This window comes from Pantoea sp. X-Soil-MYKO-1289, assembly GCF_059730625.1.
In genome coordinates, this window is sequence record NZ_AP036004.1 from 3,337,542 (window position 1) to 3,357,627 (window position 20,086).

At 58.9% G+C, this 20,086-nt stretch carries 15 protein-coding genes; 9 read left to right on the forward strand and 6 right to left on the reverse strand.

The features are described 5' to 3' along the window. Nucleotides 1–32 precede the first annotated feature (32 nt). Both rapA and rluA read left to right on the forward strand, forming a co-directional pair. Nucleotides 33–2,939, forward strand: a complete 2,907-nt coding sequence (rapA, locus tag AC6I7Z_RS15930; protein ID WP_497814919.1) for an RNA polymerase-associated protein RapA — start codon at nt 33–35, stop codon at nt 2,937–2,939. Between the two features lie 222 nt (nt 2,940–3,161). Next, nucleotides 3,162–3,815 (forward strand): bifunctional tRNA pseudouridine(32) synthase/23S rRNA pseudouridine(746) synthase RluA, encoded by a 654-nt coding sequence (gene rluA / locus AC6I7Z_RS15935; protein WP_497815464.1) that lies wholly within the window; start codon nt 3,162–3,164, stop codon nt 3,813–3,815. Between the two features lie 13 nt (nt 3,816–3,828). Here rluA and djlA read toward each other — a convergent pair whose 3' ends face one another. Further along, nucleotides 3,829–4,632: a co-chaperone DjlA gene (gene djlA / locus AC6I7Z_RS15940; RefSeq protein ID WP_033793462.1), complete on the reverse strand. Its 804-nt coding sequence runs from the start codon at nt 4,630–4,632 to the stop codon at nt 3,829–3,831. Between the two features lie 182 nt (nt 4,633–4,814). Between djlA and lptD the strand changes: the two genes are divergently transcribed. From lptD to apaH, 6 genes are read left to right on the forward strand one after another with little or no spacing between them, the layout of a single operon-like run. Beyond that, complete coding sequence (gene lptD, locus AC6I7Z_RS15945) at nt 4,815–7,193, forward strand: LPS assembly protein LptD (protein WP_497814920.1); 2,379 nt, start codon at nt 4,815–4,817, stop codon at nt 7,191–7,193. 55 nt (nt 7,194–7,248) lie between these two features. Continuing rightward, on the forward strand, nt 7,249–8,544 hold the full coding sequence (surA, locus tag AC6I7Z_RS15950; RefSeq protein WP_033749453.1) for a peptidylprolyl isomerase SurA: 1,296 nt from the start codon (nt 7,249–7,251) through the stop codon (nt 8,542–8,544). Next, the gene (pdxA, locus tag AC6I7Z_RS15955; RefSeq protein WP_497814921.1) at nt 8,534–9,526 is read left to right on the forward strand and encodes a 4-hydroxythreonine-4-phosphate dehydrogenase PdxA; all 993 of its coding nucleotides are present in this window, start codon (nt 8,534–8,536) and stop codon (nt 9,524–9,526) included. Before surA ends, pdxA begins: the two co-directional genes overlap by 11 nt. Then, on the forward strand, nt 9,519–10,340 hold the full coding sequence (gene rsmA, locus AC6I7Z_RS15960) for a 16S rRNA (adenine(1518)-N(6)/adenine(1519)-N(6))-dimethyltransferase RsmA (RefSeq protein WP_497814922.1): 822 nt from the start codon (nt 9,519–9,521) through the stop codon (nt 10,338–10,340). Before pdxA ends, rsmA begins: the two co-directional genes overlap by 8 nt. Nucleotides 10,341–10,343: 3 nt before the next feature. Further along, the gene (gene apaG / locus AC6I7Z_RS15965) at nt 10,344–10,721 is read left to right on the forward strand and encodes a Co2+/Mg2+ efflux facilitator ApaG/CorD (RefSeq protein ID WP_497814923.1); all 378 of its coding nucleotides are present in this window, start codon (nt 10,344–10,346) and stop codon (nt 10,719–10,721) included. 58 nt (nt 10,722–10,779) lie between these two features. Continuing rightward, nucleotides 10,780–11,634, forward strand: a complete 855-nt coding sequence (apaH, locus tag AC6I7Z_RS15970) for a bis(5'-nucleosyl)-tetraphosphatase (symmetrical) ApaH (protein ID WP_497814924.1) — start codon at nt 10,780–10,782, stop codon at nt 11,632–11,634. 220 nt (nt 11,635–11,854) lie between these two features. On the opposite strand, the gene folA is transcribed toward apaH, so the two are convergent. Further along, entirely contained in the window at nt 11,855–12,334 is a 480-nt protein-coding gene (folA, locus tag AC6I7Z_RS15975; protein WP_033749447.1) for a type 3 dihydrofolate reductase, read from the reverse strand. 264 nt (nt 12,335–12,598) lie between these two features. Between folA and AC6I7Z_RS15980 the strand changes: the two genes are divergently transcribed. Then, nucleotides 12,599–12,976, forward strand: a complete 378-nt coding sequence (locus tag AC6I7Z_RS15980) for a DUF805 domain-containing protein (RefSeq protein ID WP_497814925.1) — start codon at nt 12,599–12,601, stop codon at nt 12,974–12,976. Nucleotides 12,977–13,016: 40 nt separating this feature from the next. Here the strand turns inward: AC6I7Z_RS15980 and AC6I7Z_RS15985 are convergent, their stop codons facing one another. The 4 genes from AC6I7Z_RS15985 to dapB form a co-directional block, all read right to left on the reverse strand. Further along, nucleotides 13,017–14,156, reverse strand: a complete 1,140-nt coding sequence (locus AC6I7Z_RS15985) for a porin (protein ID WP_033749446.1) — start codon at nt 14,154–14,156, stop codon at nt 13,017–13,019. A gap of 238 nt (nt 14,157–14,394) precedes the next feature. After that, nucleotides 14,395–17,619: a carbamoyl-phosphate synthase large subunit gene (gene carB / locus AC6I7Z_RS15990; protein ID WP_497814926.1), complete on the reverse strand. Its 3,225-nt coding sequence runs from the start codon at nt 17,617–17,619 to the stop codon at nt 14,395–14,397. Nucleotides 17,620–17,633: 14 nt separating this feature from the next. Beyond that, a complete protein-coding gene (carA, locus tag AC6I7Z_RS15995; RefSeq protein WP_497814927.1) occupies nt 17,634–18,782 on the reverse strand; it encodes a glutamine-hydrolyzing carbamoyl-phosphate synthase small subunit in 1,149 nt (382 codons plus the stop codon). Between the two features lie 468 nt (nt 18,783–19,250). After that, the gene (gene dapB / locus AC6I7Z_RS16000; protein ID WP_497814928.1) at nt 19,251–20,066 is read right to left on the reverse strand and encodes a 4-hydroxy-tetrahydrodipicolinate reductase; all 816 of its coding nucleotides are present in this window, start codon (nt 20,064–20,066) and stop codon (nt 19,251–19,253) included. Nucleotides 20,067–20,086 lie beyond the last annotated feature (20 nt).

Sequence of the window (20,086 nt, forward strand, 5' to 3'; positions counted from 1 at the left end):
AAAAACACCTTAAAAATTCGAGCTAGAAAAATATGGTTTTTACATTAGGTCAGCGCTGGATTAGTGATACGGAAAGTGAACTGGGGCTCGGAACGGTCGTGGCGGCGGACGCCCGCATGGTTACGCTGCTGTTTCCGGCTACGGGCGAAAACCGCCTGTATGCCCGTAACGACTCTCCGGTGACTCGCGTTATCTTTAATCCGGGCGATACGGTGACCAGCCACGAAGGCTGGCAGATGCGCGTCGATGAAGTACGCAACGAAAATGACCTGATGACCTATATCGGCACGCGTCTTGATACCGATGAAAGCGAGGTGGTGCTGCGTGAAGTGATGCTCGACAGCAAGCTGGTGTTCAGCAAACCGCAGGATCGCCTGTTCGCCGGCCAGCTCGATCGTATGGATCGCTTCGCCCTGCGCTATCGCGCGCGCAAATATCAGAGCGCGCAGTATCGTCTGCCGGTCAGCGGTCTGCGCGGCATGCGCACCAACCTGATCCCGCACCAGCTGCATATCGCCCACGATGTGGGCCGCCGCCATGCGCCGCGCGTGCTGCTGGCGGATGAAGTGGGCCTCGGCAAAACCATCGAAGCCGGCATGATTATCCAGCAGCAGCTGCTGGCCGGACGCGCCGAGCGCGTGCTGATCATCGTGCCGGAAACCCTGCAGCATCAGTGGCTGGTCGAGATGCTGCGCCGCTTCAACCTCCACTTCTCGCTGTTCGACGACGACCGCTACGCCGAAGCGCAGCACGACAGCGACAACGCCTTCGAGACCGAACAGCTGATTATCTGCTCGCTCGATTTCGTGCGCCGCAACAAGCAGCGCCTTGAGCTGCTGGCGGAGGCCGAGTGGGATTTGATGGTGGTTGACGAAGCGCACCACCTCGCCTGGAGCGAAGGTGAACCAAGCCGCGAATATGCGGTTATCGAACAGCTGGCGGAGCAGATCCCCGGCGTGCTGCTGCTGACCGCGACGCCGGAACAGCTGGGAATGGAGAGCCACTTCGCCCGTCTGCGTCTGCTCGATCCCAATCGCTTCCACGACTTTGCGCAGTTTGTCGAAGAACAGCAGCACTTCCGTCCGGTCGCCGACGCGGTCTCCTCGCTGCTGGCCGACAATGCGATCTCGCAGGAAGAGATGAATATCATCAACGATCTGGTGGGCGAGCAGGATATCGAGCCGCTGCTGCAGGTCGCCAACAGCGAACGCGACGGCAAACTCGACGCGCGCAAAGAGCTGATCGCCATGCTGATGGATCGCCACGGCACCAGCCGCGTGCTGTTCCGCAACACGCGCAACGGCGTGAAGGGCTTTCCGAAACGCGAGCTGCATCAGATCCGCCTGCCGCTGCCGGCGCAGTATCAAACCGCCATCAAGGTCTCCGGTATTATGGGCGCGCGCAAAAGCGCGGAAGAGCGCGCACGCGACCTGCTCTATCCCGAACAAATTTACCAGGAGTTCGAAGGCGACAGCGGCACCTGGTGGAACTTCGATCCGCGCGTCGAGTGGCTGCTCGGCTACCTGACCAGCAACCGCAAAGAGAAAGTGCTGGTGATCTGCGCCAAGGCGGCCACCGCGCTGCAGCTGGAGCAGGTGCTGCGCGAGCGCGAAGGCATCCGCGCGGCGGTATTCCACGAAGGGCTGTCGATTATCGAACGCGACCGCGCCGCCGCCTGGTTCGCCTCGGAAGAGAACGGCGCGCAGGTGCTGCTCTGCTCCGAAATCGGTTCCGAAGGGCGCAACTTCCAGTTCGCCAGCCGTCTGGTGATGTTCGATCTGCCGTTTAACCCGGATCTGCTGGAGCAGCGTATCGGCCGTCTCGATCGTATCGGCCAGGCGCACGATATTCAGATCATGGTGCCCTGGCTGGAGAAAACCGCTCAGGCGGTGCTGCTGCGCTGGTATCATGAAGGGCTCGACGCCTTCGAGCATACCTGCCCGACCGGCCGCACCATTTACGACAGCGTGCATCAGCCGCTGATCAACTTCCTCGCCGCGCCGGAAAACAGCGAAGGCCTGGATGAATTTATCGCCGAGTGCCGCAAGCAGCACCAGTCGCTGAAATCGCAGCTGGAACAGGGCCGCGACCGTCTGCTGGAACTCAACTCCAACGGCGGCGAGGCGGCGCAGGCGCTGGCGGCGGAGATCGCCGCGCAGGATAACGACACCGAACTGGTGAACTTCGCGCTGAACCTGTTCGATATCGTCGGTATCAATCAGGAGGATCGCAGCGATAACCTGATCGTGCTGACGCCGTCCGACCATATGCTGGTGCCCGATTTCCCCGGCCTGCCGGAAGATGGCTGCACCATCACCTTTAACCGCGACCAGGCGCTGTCGCGCGAAGATACCCAGTTCATTACCTGGGAGCATCCGCTGATCCGCAACGGCCTGGATCTGATCCTCTCCGGCGACACCGGCAGCTGCGCGCTGTCGCTGCTGAAAAACAAGGCGCTGCCGGTCGGCACGCTGCTGGTAGAGATGATCTACGTGGTCGAAGCGCAAGCGCCTAAGCATCTGCAGCTGACGCGCTTCCTGCCGCCGACGCCGATCCGCATGCTGCTGGATCGCAACGGCACCAACCTGGCAGGCAAGGTGGAGTTTGAAAGCTTCAACCGCCAGCTTAACGCGGTGAACCGCCACACCGGCAGCAAGCTGGTCAACGCGGTGCAGCAGGATGTGCACGCGATCCTGGTGCAGGCGGAAGAGAAAGTGGTGCCGGAAGCGCAGGCGCTGATCGCCGCGGCGCGCGCCGAAGCGGACGAGAAGCTGGGTGCCGAGCTGTCGCGCCTTGAGGCGCTGAAGGCGGTGAACCCGAACATCCGCGAGGATGAGATCGAGGCGCTGGAGAGCAATCGTCAGCAGGTGCTGGAGAGTCTGAGCCAGGCGAACTGGCGTCTTGACGCGCTGCGTCTGATCGTGGTGACGCATCAGTAATCTATCGGGGCCGTCGGCCCCTTAGACTGCAACAAACTCAAAATGCGGGTGACATAGACCGAAGAGCAAAGCGTCCCGCGCAAGGGACTGCGCGGGCCGAGCTGTCAGGGATGACGCTTTTTGCGTCTTTGCGATCGGTCTATGTCACCTGCATCAGCACCTTGTTAACAATCTCTGGGGCCATACAGCTCCCTTTTACTTTAAAAAGAAAGCGAATAAATGATGGAACCCTATAATCCGCCGCGCGAACCCTGGCTGCACATCCTCTATCAGGATGCGCACATTATGTTGGTCAATAAGCCGAGCGGGCTGCTGTCGGTGTCTGGCCGTCTGGAAGAGCATAAAGACAGCGTGATGACGCGCGTGCAGCGCGACTATCCGCAGGCGGAATCGGTGCATCGCCTCGATATGGCCACCAGCGGCGTCATCGTGGTGGCGCTTACCAAGGCGGCTGAGCGCGAGCTAAAGCGCCAGTTTCGCGAGCGCGAGCCGTCAAAAAGCTACGTGGCGCGCGTCTGGGGCCATCCGGCTGCGGAAAAAGGGGTCATCGATCTGCCGCTAATCTGCGACTGGCCAAACCGGCCGAAACAGAAAGTGTGCTTTGAAACCGGCAAAGCGGCGCAGACCGAGTATGAAGTGCTGGCCTGTCTGGACGACAACAGCGCGCGCGTGGCGCTGAAGCCGATCACCGGCCGCTCGCACCAGCTGCGCGTGCACATGCTGGCGCTGGGCCATCCTATTTTAGGAGATAACTTCTACGCCCATCCGGAAGCAAAAGCCCGCGCGCCGCGCCTGCTGCTGCATGCCGAATCGCTGACCATCACGCATCCGGCCTTCGGCAACAGCATGACCTTCCGCCAGCCCGCTGATTTTTAAGCGGGCCAGGACGCTACTTAAAGCCTTTCTCGCGGCGAATCAGATCGTAAGCCGCCTGAATCTCCTGCGCCTTCTGCTTCGCCATCTCCATCATCTCCGGCGGCAAGCCTTTCGCCACCAGCTTGTCGGGATGATGCTCGCTCATCAGCTTGCGATAGGCGCGCTTAATGGTGGTGGCGTCGTCGCTGCTTTTCACCCCCAGCACGCTGCAGGCGTCCTCCAGCGTCGGCCCGCGCTGCGCCTGCTGATAGCCGCCGCCTTGCCCGCCGCCGAACTGCTGGCCGCCCTCCATCATGCGCAGGAACTGATCGAACTGAATGCGCGAGATGCCCAGCTCTTCGGCGATCACATAAAGCACCTGACGCTCGTTGGGATGCAGCGAGCCGTCGGCGAAAGCGGCCTGAATCTGAATTTCCAGAAACATCCGAATCAGATCGAAGCGGCCGAAACAGGCGCTGCGCAGCTCGCGCAGTTTGCTGCGCAGCGGGTAGTCGCCCTGCTTGCCTTCGCGGAAGGCGCGCTGCGCGGCGGTGCGCGCATCGCCGTGCAGCTGCATGCGATCCATTAATAAAGAAGCGATTTGAATATCGGCTTCGGTAACGCGCCCTTTCGATTTGGTAAGGTGGCCCATCACCTGAAACGTGGTGAGAAAAAACAGCGTCTGGCGGGTTTGGTTATTCGCGAACCAGGCCTGTCCTTTTGCGCCGCGAACCTTATCGATCAGATGGCCAATCGCCAGGCCGAACACAATGCCCCAAAAACCGGCGCCGGAAAGCAGCCCCAGCACCAGCCCAATAACTTTTCCCCAGTAGCGCATAAACTCCTCAATTCGCCATGCTTGCGGCTGAAAATTGCATTATCATACCTGTCATTTATCCCAGCGCCTAACGGCAACGCGGACAGACACGGATTAACACTGGCACAACGCCGGGCAGTACGTTAGTCTCTGAGCCGATTGTCGGCATGATGCCAGTTTTCATGGAATTCTCGATACCGCGTATGAATAAACGACTACCTACCCTGCTGGCCACCATGATTGGCGCAGCGATATCCAGTCAGTCTGCCCTGGCCGACGATCTTATGTCGCAGTGTATGCTGGGCGTGCCGAGCTATAACCGCCCGCTGGTCACTGGCCAGACGAACCAGCTGCCGGTCACGATTCATTCCGACGCGGCGAAGGGAAACTATCCGGACGACGCGGTATTCACCGGCAACGTGGATGTACAGCAGGGCAACAGCCGCCTGCAGTCGGATGAGATGCAGCTGCATCAGCGCCAGCAGGAAGGACAAACCACGCCGGTTCGCACCGTCGACGCGCTGGGTAATGTGCGCTATGACGACAATCAGGTCATCCTGAAAGGTCCGAAAGCCTGGTCTAACCTGAATACCAAAGACACCAACGTCTGGAACGGCAACTACCAGATGGTGGGTCGTCAGGGACGCGGCGACGCCGATCTGATGAAGCAGCGCGCCGATAACCGCTACACCATTCTGGAAAACGGCAGCTTCACCTCCTGTCTGCCCGGCTACAACAGCTGGAGCGTCGTGGGCTCGCAGGTTATCCAGGATCGCGAAGAAGAGGTGGCGGAGATCTGGAACGCCCGCTTTAAGCTGGGCGCGGTGCCGATCTTCTACAGTCCCTATCTGCAGCTGCCGATCGGCGATCGCCGCCGCTCCGGCTTCCTGATCCCGAACGCGAAATATGGCAGCAGCAAAGGGTTCGAATTTGTCCTGCCCTACTACTGGAACATCGCGCCGCAGGCGGACGCCACTATTACGCCGCACTACATGTCGAAGCGCGGCATGCAGCTGGAAAACGAATTCCGCTACCTGACGCAGTTAGGCGCCGGTCTGATGGAGTTCGACTATCTGCCGTCGGACAACCAGTACGATAAAGACAAAGCGGCGCGTAATATCGCGGAAGACAAAAGCAACGACCGCTGGCTCTTCTACTGGCGCCACGCCGGGGTCTACGATCAGCACTGGCGCTTCAACGCCGATTACACCAAAGTCAGCGATCCCTACTACTTTAACGATCTCGACTCGAAATATTACAGCTCCACCGACGGCTATGCGACGCAGAAGTTCAGCATCGGCTACGCCGACACTAACTGGGACGCCACGCTCTCCAGCCGTGACTTCCAGGTCTTTGGCGATACCAGCAACAGCAACGTCTATCGCGCGCAGCCGCAGCTCGATCTGAACTTCTACCAGAACGACATAGGTCCGTTCGACGGTCGCATTTACGCGCAGGCGGTGAAGTTCACCAACGTCAACAATAACTATCCTGAAGCGACCCGCCTGCACGTCGAGCCGACGCTTAACCTGCCGCTCTCCAACGGCTGGGCGAGCCTGGATACTGAGGCGAAGTTCCTTGCGACACACTATCAGCAGGATTCGCTGGACTACTACAACGCCAATCTGGCGGACGCGGCCAACAGCCAGAGCGGCCAGCTGAAAAGCACGGTGAATCGCACCATGCCGCAGTTCAAGGTCGACGGCCGTCTGGTATTCGACCGCGATATGGACTGGGCGGCAGGCTATACCCAGACGCTCGAGCCGCGCGTGCAGTATCTCTATATTCCATACCGCAACCAGAGCGATATCTATCCGTACGACTCGACGCTGCTGCAGACCGACTACACCGGCCTGTTCCGCGACCGCACCTATAGCGGCCTGGATCGCATCGCCTCCGCCAACGAGGTATCGACCGGCGTCACCACGCGTATTTATGATCAGGATCTGGTTGAACGTTTTAACGTTTCCGTGGGTCAAATCTACTCGTTTACTCCTGCGCGTACCGGCGTAAACCAGACCAACAAAGAAGATGACACCGGCAGCCTGATTTGGGCCGGCGACACCTACTGGAAAGTCAGCGATCGCTGGGGCGTGCGCGGCGGGTTGCAGTATGACACCCGTCTCGACAACGTCGCGCAGGGCAATACCGTGCTGGAGTATCGTCGCGACGCCGACCGCGTTCTGCAGCTGAGCTATCGCTACAGCAGCCCGGAATATGTGGCCAGCGCGCTGAACAACTCCGACCTGGTGAACAACCCGATCTATAAAAAGGGAATTTCACAGGTAGGCGGCACCGCCAGCTGGCCGATTGCGGACGCCTGGTCAGTGGTGGGCGCGTACTACTACGATACGCGCAACCAGAAACCGGCCTCGCAGCTGGTTGGCCTGCAGTACAGCTCCTGCTGTTACGCGATCCGCGTCGGTTACGAACGCAAGATCAACGGTTGGGAAAACAACGACAGTAAGTATGACAACCAAATCTCATTCAACATTGAGCTGCGTGGTTTAAGCTCCGGTTATGGCTTAGGCACCGACCAGATGCTGCGTCAGGGCATTATCCCTTACCAGCGCGCTTTCTGATGTTGCGATGTTTGACTGGTAATTCCCGCACTGCGGAAACAACTATGGAAAAAGTATGAAGAACTGGAGAATGCTGATTCTGGGTGTGGCGGTAGCCGCCAACACCGCGTTCGCAGCACCACAAGTGGTTGATAAAGTCGCTGCCGTTGTGAATAACGGCGTCGTTCTGGAGAGTGACGTAGACAATATGCTGCGCACCGTAAAAGCGCAGGCGCAGCAGGCCGGACAGCAGCTGCCGGACGACAAGACGTTGCGTCACCAGATCCTTGAACGTCAGATCATGGACAACATCATCCTGCAGATGGGCGAAAAAGCGGGCCTGCAGATCAGCGATCAGCAACTCGACCAGGCGATCGGCAATATCGCCGCGCAGAACCATATGAGCCTCGATCAGCTGCGCAGCCGCCTGGCCTACGACGGCGTCAACTACAGCGACTATCGCGGCCAGATCCGTAAAGAGATGCTGATTGCCGAAGTTCGCAACAATGAAGTGCGTCGTCGCGTCACTATCCTGCCGCAGGAAGTTGATACGCTGGCAACCCAGGTGGGCGCGCAAAACGCTCAGGGCACCGAGCTGAACGTCAGCCAGATTCTGCTGCCGCTGCCGGAAAACCCGACGCAGCAGCAGGTCGACGATCAGGAAGCGCTGGCTAAGCAGCTGGTAGGCGAACTGAAAGGCGGCGCGGACTTCGGCAAACTGGCCGTGACCTACTCCGCCGATCCGCAGGCGCTGAAAGGCGGCAACATGGGCTGGGGCAAAATCGAAGAGCTGCCGACCCTGTTCGCTCAGGCGCTCTCCTCGGCGAAAAAAGGCGATATCGTCGGCCCAATCCGCTCCGGCGTCGGCTTCCATATTCTGAAGGTCAACGATCTGCGCGGCGAGAGCAAAAATATCTCCGTCACCGAAGTGCACGCGCGCCATATCCTGATCAAACCGTCGCCGATCCTGACCGACGAGCAGGCGCGCGCGAAGCTGGAACAGATCGCCGCCGATATCCGCAGCGGTAAAACCAGCTTCGCGGCGGCAGCCAAACAGTTCTCCGACGATCCGGGCTCCGCCAACCAGGGCGGCGATCTGGGCTGGTCCTCGCCGGAAGCCTACGATCCGGCGTTCCGCGACGCCCTGCTGCAGCTGCAGAAAGGCCAGACCAGCCAGCCGGTTCACTCCTCTTTCGGCTGGCACCTGATTCAGCTGCTGGATACCCGTCAGGTCGACAAGACTGATGCGGCGCAGAAAGAGCGCGCCTATCGCCTGCTGTTCAACCGCAAGTTTGCCGAAGAAGCGCAGACCTGGATGCAGGAACAGCGCGCCAGCGCCTACGTGAAAATCCTGGACGGCAATGCCCAGTAATTATCGCGTCGTCATCACGCCCGGCGAACCCGCCGGGATTGGTCCCGATCTCGCCATTCAGCTGGCTCAGCAAAACTGGCCGGTTGAACTGGTGGTCTGCGCGTCGCCGCAGCTGCTGCATGCGCGCGCCGCTCAGCTCGGCTTGCCGCTGACGCTGCGCGACTATCAGCCCGGCCTCGCGGCGCAGCCGCAGCAGGCCGGATCGCTGACCATTCTGCCGATAGAGACCGCGCAGCCGGTTACGCCGGGCGAACTCCAGCCGGCCAACAGCGCCTATGTGCTGGCGACCCTGGCGCGCGCCTGCGACGGCTGCCTCAACGGCGAATTCGCCGCGCTGATCACCGGCCCGGTGCATAAAGGCGTGATTAACGATGCCGGCATTCCTTTTACCGGCCATACCGAATTCTTCGCCGATCGCGCCGGCGGTCATCGCGTCGTGATGATGCTGGCGACCGAAGAGCTGCGCGTGGCGCTGGCGACTACGCATCTGCCGCTGAAAGATGTCTCGGCGGCGATTACCCACGCCAGCCTGCGCGAAGTCATTACCATCCTGCATCGCGATCTACAGCAGAAGTTCGCCATCCCTCAGCCGCATATTTTTGTCTGCGGGCTTAATCCCCATGCGGGCGAGAGCGGCCATATGGGGCGCGAAGAGATCGATACGATTATTCCGGCGCTCGACTCCCTGCGCGAACAGGGCATTCGGCTGACCGGGCCGCTGCCGGCCGACACCCTCTTCCAGCCGAAATATCTGCAGCACGCCGATGCGGTGCTGGCGATGTATCACGATCAGGGTCTGCCGGTGCTAAAATTTCAGGGGTTTGGCCGCGCGGTGAATATCACCCTCGGCCTGCCCTTTATCCGTACCTCCGTCGACCACGGCACCGCGCTGGAGCTAGCCGGTCTGGGCCAGGCGGAGCCGGGCAGCTTTATTACGGCGCTTAACCTCGCCATCACTATGATCAAGAGCAGTAATGAATAATCGCGTCCATCAGGGGCACTACGCCCGTAAACGTTTCGGGCAGAACTTCCTGAACGATCAGTACATTATCGATAGCATTGTCTCCGCCATTCATCCGCAGCGCAGCGAAGCGCTGGTGGAGATCGGCCCAGGCCTCGGCGCGCTGACCGAACCGGTCGGCGAGCGTCTCGACGCCTTAACGGTGGTCGAGCTGGACCGCGATCTGGCTGCGCGTCTGCAGACGCATCCGTTCCTCGGCCCGAAGCTGACGATCTATCAGCAGGATGCGATGACCTTCGATTTCGCCGCGCTGGCGAAAGAGAAAGGCCAGCCGCTGCGCGTCTTCGGCAACCTGCCTTACAATATTTCGACCCCGCTGATGTTTCACCTTTTCAGCTATACTGGTTCGATTAAAGATATGCACTTCATGCTGCAGAAAGAGGTGGTTAACCGCCTCGTCGCCGGGCCAGGCAGCAAAGCCTACGGCCGCCTCAGCGTGATGGCGCAATACTATTGTCAGGTTATTCCGGTGCTTGAAGTGCCGCCGCACTCTTTTACGCCGCCGCCTAAAGTGGATTCGGCAGTGGTGCGCCTGGTGCCGTTTACGGAGCCGCCGCATCCGGTCAGCGATATTCGCGTACTGAGCCGCATCACGACCGAAGCCTTCGGTAAGCGCCGCAAAACCCTGCGCAACAGCCTCGGCTATCTGTTCACCGCCGGCGCGCTGGATGAGCTGGGCATCGATGCAGGACTACGCGCGGAAAACGTGTCGGTGGCGCAATACTGTCAGTTAGCCAACTGGCTGGCGACCCACAACGTTGAACCGCTGGAGTAACGCATGAGTGAATCGGCCCGGATGTCTGTTCAGGTACAAAGTCTCTATATCGCTTCTCAATCCTCGCCGGAAGAGGAGCGCTTCGTCTTTGCCTATACCATTACCATCCGCAATCTGGGTCGAAACGCCGTGCAGCTGGTGGGCCGCTACTGGCTTATCACTAACGGCAACGGGCGCGAAACCGAAGTTCAGGGCGAAGGCGTGGTTGGTGAACAGCCCGTGATTGCGCCCGGCAGCGAATTTCAGTACACCAGCGGCGCCGTAATCGAAACGCCGATGGGCACCATGCAGGGACACTATGTGATGCAGGATGAAGAGGGGGAAACCTTTCACATCGACATCCCGGTGTTCCGCCTTGCCGTAGAAACCCATATACACTGATCTTTTCACCCTTCGCCCGGCTCTGCCGGGCGCGGTCTTTTATTGCGGATAATTCTCTATGAGCACATATCTGATTGGCGACGTTCATGGTTGTTACGATGAGCTACGCGCTCTGCTGGAGCAGGTCGACTTTTCGCCTGAGCAGGATACGCTGTGGCTGACCGGCGACCTGGTCGCGCGCGGCCCGGGTTCGCTTGAGGTGCTGCGCTACGTAAAATCGCTCGGCGAGAGCGTCCGTATGGTGCTGGGCAATCACGATTTGCATCTGCTGGCGGTGTTCGCCGGCATCAGCCGCAACAAACCCAAGGATCGCCTGACGCCGCTGCTCGAAGCGGAGGACGCCGATGAGCTGCTCAACTGGCTGCGCCGTCAGCCGCTGTTGCAGGTCGACGAAGAGAAAAAGCTGGTAATGGCGCACGCCGGCATCACGCCGCAGTGGGATTTAGAGACGGCGCAGGCCTGCGCGCGCGAGCTGGAGGCGGTGCTCTCCAGCGACAGCTATCCCCTGTTTCTGGACGCCATGTACGGCGATATGCCGAATAACTGGACGCCGGAGCTGAGCGGCCTGGCGCGCCTGCGCTTTTCCGCCAACGCCCTGACGCGCATGCGCTTCTGCTTCCCCAACGGCCAGCTCGATATGATCTGCAAAGAGACGCCGGACTCCGCGCCGCCGCCGCTCAGGCCCTGGTTTACCATCCCCGGCAAGCTGCCTGAAGACTATACGCAGGTGTTCGGCCACTGGGCCTCGCTGGAGGGCAAAGGCACGCCGCGCGGCGTGATTGGCCTGGATACCGGCTGCTGCTGGGGCGGCGTGCTGACGCTGCTGCACTGGGAAAGCCAGCGCTACTATACGCAGGCTTCTAACCGCCAGCCGTCGATAAACGACAGCGTTCCGCCGCAGCAGTCCGCCTGAGAGAGACGCAAAAGAAAACGCCTTGTCGGTGGACAAGGCGTGAAATAGTGCCGACGCGGTAGACCGGGCTCGATGGCAAAGTCGCTCAAGGCATCCATGCTCGCTCGGCCCGCGCCATCCATGCCGCGAGACGCTTTGCTCTCCGATCCCTGTCTACCACTTGCAAAGGTTTTAATCATTTGCCAAATGCCCTTCAACAAGGCGTTTTGCTGATTAACGCTTAGCGGCGATCGAGGATTTCGAAGCAGTAGCTGTGGGAGTTCTGCTCGTCGGCGTCGTGAAACTCGCTAAAGGTTGACTGCCATTCGTCCGGTTCGTAATCCGGGAACTGGGTGTCCCCTTCTACCTCGGCGTCGATATGGGTGAGATAGAGACGATCGGCGCGCTTCAGCATCTGCTCATAGATCCGCCCGCCGCCAATCACCATTATCTCCGGCACGTCGCCGGCCGCTTTAATCGCCTCGTCCAGCGAGGTCACCCAGGTTACCCCTTCCGTCGCGCCCGGCTGACTGCTGACCACGATATTAAGGCGTCCCGGCAGCGGACGACCGATGGATTCAAAGGTCAGACGACCCATAATCACCGGCTTATTCAGGGTGTTACGTTTAAACCACGCCAAATCTGCAGGCAGGTTCCACGGCATGGCACCTTCCATACCAATGACGCGATCTGCTGCTAATGCCGCGATCAGACTAATCATGTTAAGAGACTCACAGATAAAAAATTCGCGCCATCATACGTAAAGGCGAAACTTTCGTCGATAGCGGGAAGAGTGTAATTACGTAAAGGGCTTTTGCCACCGCATTTTTATTACTCAGCAGAGTTTTACACCGCTTTTTTCCTGTGCGACGCCCTAAGCCGCCAGATAAAATAGGTTACCTGGCACAAGGGCGGGAATAGCGCGTTTCACCTTGAGCTGACGGGAACGACTGCGCTGATTTGATTAAAAAAAGGAACCCATAAAGTGAACCATTATCTGACGGTTTTAAAAATGTATGCGGTCGTTAACGGTCGCTGTCGTCGCAAAACCTTCTGGCTGTTTTTATTGTTCAGCACGCTGATTTCGCTGGCCTGCAGCGCAGTCGATGAACTGCTCGGACTGAAGGTTTTTTCTGATCAGGGCGTGCTTTCGCTCATCTACTCCGTTGCCGTCCTGATCCCCTCCATCGCCGTCGGCGTACGCCGCCTGCACGATCTCGATCGCTCTGGCTGGTGGCTGCTGATTATGTTGATTCCGCTGCTGGGCACGCTGCTGCTGCTGGTTTACTTCTGCCTGCGCGGCACCGTCGGCCCCAACCGCTTTGGCCCCGATCCGCTGGATGAAGCGGCGATCGCTCCCTAAAAAAAACGGCTCCCGAGGGAGCCGTTTTAGGTTTTGACGATTAGAAATCGTAGCGCAGACGCACCAGGTTCATATCGCCCAGGTTGTCGGTGCTGGAGGTGAAGACGTGTTCGTAGTCGACGCGGAAACCGTAGTCGAGGAACAGCGTAACGCCCACGCCGTTGTCGATGCGCTGGTAGTTGCGGCCGTTAACATACTCCAGACGATCGCCCATTACGTAAGGCTGCACCGCTTTCAGGCCGTACTGCTTAACCGGGATCTTGTAGCCGGCGAAGTATTCGAGGCCCCATGCGTCATCGGCGAAGTAGTCGTTGACGTTGCTGCGTTTGGTCAGCAGGAAGTTTTGATACCAGCCGCCGCCCGCAGAGAGCGTCCAGTTGCCCGGCTTCCAGCTTAATGCGGTGCCGTAGATATTCTGGTTGTAGTCGCCGCTGTCGCTATTGCCCGGATTACGCATCTCCGCGCGGGTATAGTTCCACGCCGTGCCCCAGGTCAGGTCGTCGGTGATATGGTAATCCACGCCCAGCGAACCGCCGCCTTTGCGCTTGTAGCGCAGGCCGTTGCCCGGCAGGTATTCGTTGTCGCTGAACAGGTAAGAGGCGTAGAGGTCGACCGCGCCAAAAGTATTTTTATACTTCAGCTGCTTGCGTGAACGATAGGAGCCGTCGTAGTCGCCGTTGATGCCGTTGCCCGGCGCCTGGCCTTTCATGTCGTAATCCCAGATATCAGTCTTCGCGCCGACAACGTCATAGAAAACGCTGTTCTGCTGGCCGAAATAGATCTCACCCCAGGTTTTACTTTTCAGGCCGGTATAGAGCTGGCGACGCGTGGTGTCGTTGGCGCCATCTTTATAATGGTTATCCCAGTCGAATACGGCGGGAATATTAACGCCCACCTCGTAGTAGCTGGCCCAGCTAATATCGTCGAACAGATAATAGTCAGCGGCGAAACGGAAGCGAGTGCCGCCGTCAAAGCCATTACGCTTGTAAGATTTATCGTTGACGCCGGTCTGGTGTTCGAACTGCGGACGAATACTGCCGCCCACGGTGAAGTTCAGTCGGCTCAGCGGATCGCCCGCCTGCGGATCTTGTTTAAGCAGAGTAATTTCAGCCTGGCTGGCAAAGGGCGCAGCCGCCATTAACGCAGCAATAGCGCTCAGTGTGAAAGCACGCATTTTCATTTTTTTATAAGTCCCTGATTGGCCCGGAAGAATAGGCGGCGAAATATTACGTTGAGCAGACAGGCTTTCGCTTTATAAATTTGTGCGGTTTTTAGGGTATTTAGCAGTAATAGCATTACGCGCTAATCCTAAAGACAAATGCGCAAAACTTTAATCGTTTTTAGTTATTTATTATCAAAGCTGGCGATAAAAAAATAAAAAAAACGGCCCCGGAGGGCCGTTTGATTATGCACGGAAATTAACCGTTAATCAGCGCGTGCATTTCCTGTACGGAAATGACTTTTTCCGTCGGATCCGCATTCAGCGACATCGCCGTGGCGAAACCGCCGTTCAGCGTGGTGTCGTAGTGCACTTTATACTGCAGCGCGCTGCGGCGAATCACACGCGAATCCTCAATCGCCTGACGACCGGCAGTGGTGTTGACGATATAGGTATATTCGCCGTTCTTCAGGCGATCCTGAATATGCGGACGACCTTCGTGCACCTTATTCACCAGACGCGGATTAATGCCCGCTTCACCCAGCACCACGGCGGTGCCGTGGGTGGCGTCCAGCTCAAAGCCGAACTTCAGCAGCTTGGCCGCCAGATCGACGATGCGCTTCTTATCGCCTTCGCGTACCGACAGCAGCGCGCGGCCGCTCTTCTTCATGTTGCTCTGAGCGCCCAGCATCGCTTTGGAGAAGGCTTCGGCAAAAGTACGGCCCACGCCCATCACTTCGCCGGTAGAGCGCATTTCCGGGCCGAGAATCGGATCCACGCCCTGGAACTTGTTAAACGGCAGCACGACCTCTTTCACCGAGTAGTACGGCGGGATCACCTCTTTAGTGACGCCCTGCTCGGCCAGCGTTTTGCCCGCCATGACGCGCGCCGCCACTTTCGCCAGCGGCACGCCGGTGGCTTTAGAGACGAACGGCACGGTACGCGCCGCGCGCGGGTTCACCTCAATCAGGTAAACCTCGTTGTCCTTCACCGCGAACTGCACGTTCATCAGGCCGCGCACGTTAAGTTCGAACGCCAGGCGCTCGACCTGCTGACGCATCACGTTCTGAATCTCCTGGCTCAGCGTGTAGGCCGGCAGCGAACAGGCGGAGTCGCCCGAGTGCACGCCCGCCTGCTCGATGTGCTCCATAATGCCGCCAATCAGCACGCGCTCGCCGTCGCAGATGGCGTCCACGTCCACCTCAACCGCGTCGTCGAGGAAGCGGTCCAGCAGCACCGGCGCATCGTTGGAGACGGAGACGGCGGTCTGGAAGTAGCGCTTGAGGTCGATCTCGTCGTAGACGATCTCCATTGCGCGGCCGCCCAGCACATAAGAAGGACGCACCACCAGCGGATAGCCGAGGCTGGCCGCTTTCTCCACCGCCTGCTCCAGCGTGGTGACGGTGGCGTTAGCCGGCTGCTTCAGGTTCAGGCGATCGACCGCCTGCTGGAAGCGCTCGCGGTCTTCGGCGCGGTCAATCGCGTCCGGGCTGGTGCCGATAACCGGCACGCCTGCCGCTTCCAGGGCGCGCGCCAGCTTCAGCGGCGTCTGACCGCCATACTGCACGATCACGCCTTTCGGCTGCTCGATGCGCACGATTTCCAGCACGTCTTCCAGCGTGACCGGCTCGAAGTAGAGACGGTCAGAGGTGTCGTAGTCGGTAGAAACCGTTTCCGGGTTGCAGTTCACCATAATGGTTTCGAAACCATCTTCGCGCAGCGCCAGCGCGGCGTGCACGCAGCAGTAGTCGAACTCAATGCCCTGGCCGATGCGGTTTGGCCCGCCGCCCAGCACCATAATCTTGTCGCGATCCTGATTCGGGTTCGCCTCGCACTCCTCTTCATAGGTGGAGTACATATAGGCGGTATCGGTGGCGAACTCGGCGGCGCAGGTGTCGACGCGCTTATAGACCGGATGCAGATTGTACTGCTGACGCAGCTTGCGGATCTCGCCTTCCGAGACGCCTGCCAGCGCCGCCAGACGCGCGTCGGCGAAGCCTTTGCGCTTCAGCGTACGCAGGAACGGCTGGCTCAGGCCGTTGACGCCTTCGCGCGCCACCTGCTCTTCCAGACGCACCAGCTCTTCGATCTGCACCAGGAACCAGCGATCGATATTGGTCAGGTTGAAAACGCCGTCGACCGACATCCCGGCGCGGAACGCATCGGCGATATACCAGATACGCTCGGCGCCTGCATCTTTCAGCTCGCGGCGAATGCGGGTCAGCGCATCGGCATCGTCAAGGTGCACTTTCGGGTCGAAGCCGTTGGCGCCCACTTCCAGACCGCGCAGCGCTTTCTGCATCGACTCCTGGAAGGTGCGGCCAATCGCCATCACTTCGCCGACCGATTTCATCTGGGTGGTCAGACGGTCGTTCGCGCCGGCGAATTTCTCGAAGTTAAAGCGCGGGATCTTGGTGACGACATAGTCGATAGAGGGTTCGAACGACGCCGGAGTCAGACCGCCGGTGATATCGTTCATCAGCTCGTCAAGCGTAAAGCCGACCGCCAGCTTGGCCGCCACTTTAGCGATCGGGAAGCCGGTCGCCTTGGAGGCGAGCGCCGAAGAGCGCGACACGCGCGGGTTCATTTCGATCACGATCAGACGGCCGTCCTTCGGGTTGACCGAGAACTGCACGTTGGAGCCGCCTGTTTCCACGCCGATTTCACGCAGCACCGCCAGCGAGGCGTTACGCATGATCTGATACTCTTTATCGGTCAGCGTCTGCGCCGGCGCGACGGTAATGGAGTCGCCGGTGTGAATGCCCATGGCGTCGAAGTTTTCGATAGAGCAGACGATGATGCAGTTGTCGTTCTTGTCGCGCACCACCTCCATCTCATACTCTTTCCAGCCAATCAGCGACTCATCGATCAGCAGCTCGTTGGTCGGCGAGAGGTCAAGGCCGCGTTCGCAGATCTCTTCAAACTCTTCACGGTTATAGGCGATGCCGCCGCCGGTGCCGCCCATGGTGAACGAGGGGCGAATAATGCAGGGGAAGCCAACATCTTCAGCCACGGCCAGCGCTTCTTCCATGGTATGGGCGATGCCTGAACGCGCCGTATCCAGTCCGATGCTTTTCATCGCCACGTCGAAACGGCGGCGATCTTCTGCTTTGTCAATCGCATCAGCCGTGGCGCCAATCATGGTGACGCCGAACTCTTCCAACACGCCCTGACGCTCCAGCTCCAGCGCGCAGTTCAGCGCGGTCTGTCCGCCCATGGTCGGCAGCACCGCATCCGGGCGCTCTTTTTCGATAATTTTGCGTACCACTTCCCAGTGAATCGGCTCGATATAGGTCGCATCAGCCATCTCCGGGTCGGTCATAATGGTCGCCGGGTTGGAGTTCACCAGAATGACGCGGTAGCCCTCTTCGCGCAGCGCCTTACACGCCTGCGCGCCAGAGTAGTCAAACTCACAGGCCTGGCCGATAACAATCGGGCCTGCGCCAAGGATCAGGATGGATTTTATATCTGTACGTTTCGGCATTTTCTGGCTCCTGATTACTTAGCTTTCGAACGGTAGGCTTCGATCAGCTCGATAAAGTGATCGAACAGCGGCGCAGCGTCGTGCGGGCCCGGGCTCGCTTCCGGATGTCCCTGGAAGCTGAACGCCGGTTTATCGGTGCGGTGAATGCCCTGCACCGTTTTGTCGAACAGCGAAATGTGCGTCACGCGCAGGTTCGCCGGCAGGGTGGCGTCATCAACGGCGAAGCCGTGGTTTTGCGCGGTGATCATGACGCGATTGTTGTCGAGATCCTGCACCGGATGGTTGCCGCCGTGGTGGCCAAGCTTCATCTTCACCGTTTTCGCGCCGCTCGCCAGCGCCAGCAGCTGATGGCCGAGGCAGATGCCGAACACCGGAACCTCGGTCTCGAGGAAGGCTTTGATCGCGCTGATGGCGTAATCGCACGGCTCCGGGTCGCCCGGTCCGTTAGAGAGGAAAATCCCGTCTGGGTTAAGCTTCAGCACCTCTTCGGCAGGCGTCTGCGCCGGCACCACCGTCAGGCGACAGCCGCGATCCACCAGCATGCGGAAGATATTGAATTTCACGCCGTAATCGTAGGCCACGACGTGATACGGCAGCGCTTCCGCGCTCTTCGCCTGCGGCAGGCCCTCGTTCAGCGTCCAGGAGCCCTGCTGCCAGCTATAGGTCTCCGCCGTTGTGACTTCTTTCGCCAGATCCATCCCTTTCAGCCCCGGGAACGCCTGCGCTTTCTGCAGCGCCAGCGCCGCATCCGGGTTGTCGCCCGCGATGATGCAGCCGTTTTGCGCCCCTTTTTCGCGCAGCAGGCGCGTCAGCTTGCGGGTGTCGATATCGGCGATGCCCACCACGTTGTTGCGCTGCAGATAAGCCGACAGGCTCTCTTCGCTGCGGAAGTTGCTGACAATCAGCGGCAGGTCGCGGATGACCAGGCCTTGCGCGTGAATTTGCGTGGATTCTGCGTCAGCGGCGTTGACGCCGACATTGCCGATATGGGGATAAGTGAGGGTGACGATCTGGCGGGAATAGGAGGGATCAGTGAGTATTTCTTGATAACCGGTCATTGACGTATTGAAAACGACCTCCCCCACTGCCGATCCCGTTGCCCCTATGGCCCGACCGTGGAATTGGGTTCCGTCTTCCAGAACCAAGAGCGCTGACTTAATCAAAACATCCTCCAGGGAATAAACAGTCACAATATTTGCATATTAATTCAAAATTTGGCCCTGAATCAAGGCAAAAACCGCCTGAGTGGTCGATTTTTGGCAAATTGCGCGCATTCTAATGATCGCACTCAGCCTTGTCTACCCTGAAGCGCGATTTTTTAGTGGTTTTCGAGTCACTGAAGGGTAAAACCAGGAATAAGTCGCAAAAAAGCGATATTACCGGCAGGAATAAACGGTTGCCTGAGAGAAATAAAATAAAAGCGGGCCGTGAAGACCACTATTTTTGACCAAATGGTCAAAAAAGGTCTTTTTTTAACCTCAACCACTATAAAAAACCCAACTTTCACACAACTCGTATCAAAAATAATGTAAAGACGTTATTTTCACAAAAAATAAAGGGCGATAATGCTATCGCCCTGTTCAATCAACCGGTTACTGATTGAAATAACCACATCACGATGGTACACAACATCACAACATCGACAAATCCAGCACGTCTCGCATATCGTAAAGGCCGGATTTCTTCTCTTTCAGCCACAATGCCGCCTTAACCGCGCCATTGGCGAAGGTCATACGGCTTGAAGCCTTGTGGGTAATCTCAACACGCTCGCCAGTATCCGCAAACATTGCCGTATGCTCGCCGACGATATCGCCCGCGCGCACCGTGGCAAAACCGATAGTCTGCGGCTTGCGCTCGCCGGTATGGCCTTCGCGCGCGTAGACGGCATGATCCTTTAAATCCCAGCTCATGGCGTCGGCAATCGCTTCGCCCATCGCCAGCGCCGTGCCGGAAGGCGCATCAACCTTATGACGATGGTGCGCTTCGACAATTTCGATATCGGCGTAGTCGCCCATCACCTTCGCCGCTTTCTCCAGCAGCTTAAGCACCAGATTTACGCCGACGCTGAAATTGGCGGCGAAGACGATGCTGATATCGGCGGCGGCGGCCTGAATCGCCGCTTTGCCCGCGTCGTCGAAGCCGGTGGTGCCGATCACCATCGCCTTGTTGTATTCGCGGCACAGCGCCAGATAGTGCAGCGTGCCTTCAGGACGGGTGAAATCCACCAGCACGTCAAAATCATCCATCACGCTGCGTAAATCGTCGGCGATAATCACGCCGTTTTTCCCCAGCCCGGCCAGTTCGCCGGCGTCGCTGCCAGTCAGCGAGGATCCTGGACGCACCAGCGCGGCGCCCAGCTCGACGCCCTCTGCCTGCTGCGTCGCCTCAATCAGATTGCGTCCCATGCGGCCGGACGCGCCTACGATGGCAATGCGGTAATTACTCATATTTATTCATTCCTGATACA

Coding starts and splice junctions, on each gene's coding strand:
- rapA (WP_497814919.1), top strand. CDS start 33: ATGGTTTTTACATTAGGTCAGCGCTGGATTAGTGATACGGAAAGTGAA.
- rluA (WP_497815464.1), top strand. CDS start 3,162: ATGGAACCCTATAATCCGCCGCGCGAACCCTGGCTGCACATCCTCTAT.
- djlA (WP_033793462.1), bottom strand. CDS start 4,632: ATGCGCTACTGGGGAAAAGTTATTGGGCTGGTGCTGGGGCTGCTTTCC.
- lptD (WP_497814920.1), top strand. CDS start 4,815: ATGAATAAACGACTACCTACCCTGCTGGCCACCATGATTGGCGCAGCG.
- surA (WP_033749453.1), top strand. CDS start 7,249: ATGAAGAACTGGAGAATGCTGATTCTGGGTGTGGCGGTAGCCGCCAAC.
- pdxA (WP_497814921.1), top strand. CDS start 8,534: ATGCCCAGTAATTATCGCGTCGTCATCACGCCCGGCGAACCCGCCGGG.
- rsmA (WP_497814922.1), top strand. CDS start 9,519: ATGAATAATCGCGTCCATCAGGGGCACTACGCCCGTAAACGTTTCGGG.
- apaG (WP_497814923.1), top strand. CDS start 10,344: ATGAGTGAATCGGCCCGGATGTCTGTTCAGGTACAAAGTCTCTATATC.
- apaH (WP_497814924.1), top strand. CDS start 10,780: ATGAGCACATATCTGATTGGCGACGTTCATGGTTGTTACGATGAGCTA.
- folA (WP_033749447.1), bottom strand. CDS start 12,334: ATGATTAGTCTGATCGCGGCATTAGCAGCAGATCGCGTCATTGGTATG.
- AC6I7Z_RS15985 (WP_033749446.1), bottom strand. CDS start 14,156: ATGAAAATGCGTGCTTTCACACTGAGCGCTATTGCTGCGTTAATGGCG.
- carB (WP_497814926.1), bottom strand. CDS start 17,619: ATGCCGAAACGTACAGATATAAAATCCATCCTGATCCTTGGCGCAGGC.
- dapB (WP_497814928.1), bottom strand. CDS start 20,066: ATGAGTAATTACCGCATTGCCATCGTAGGCGCGTCCGGCCGCATGGGA.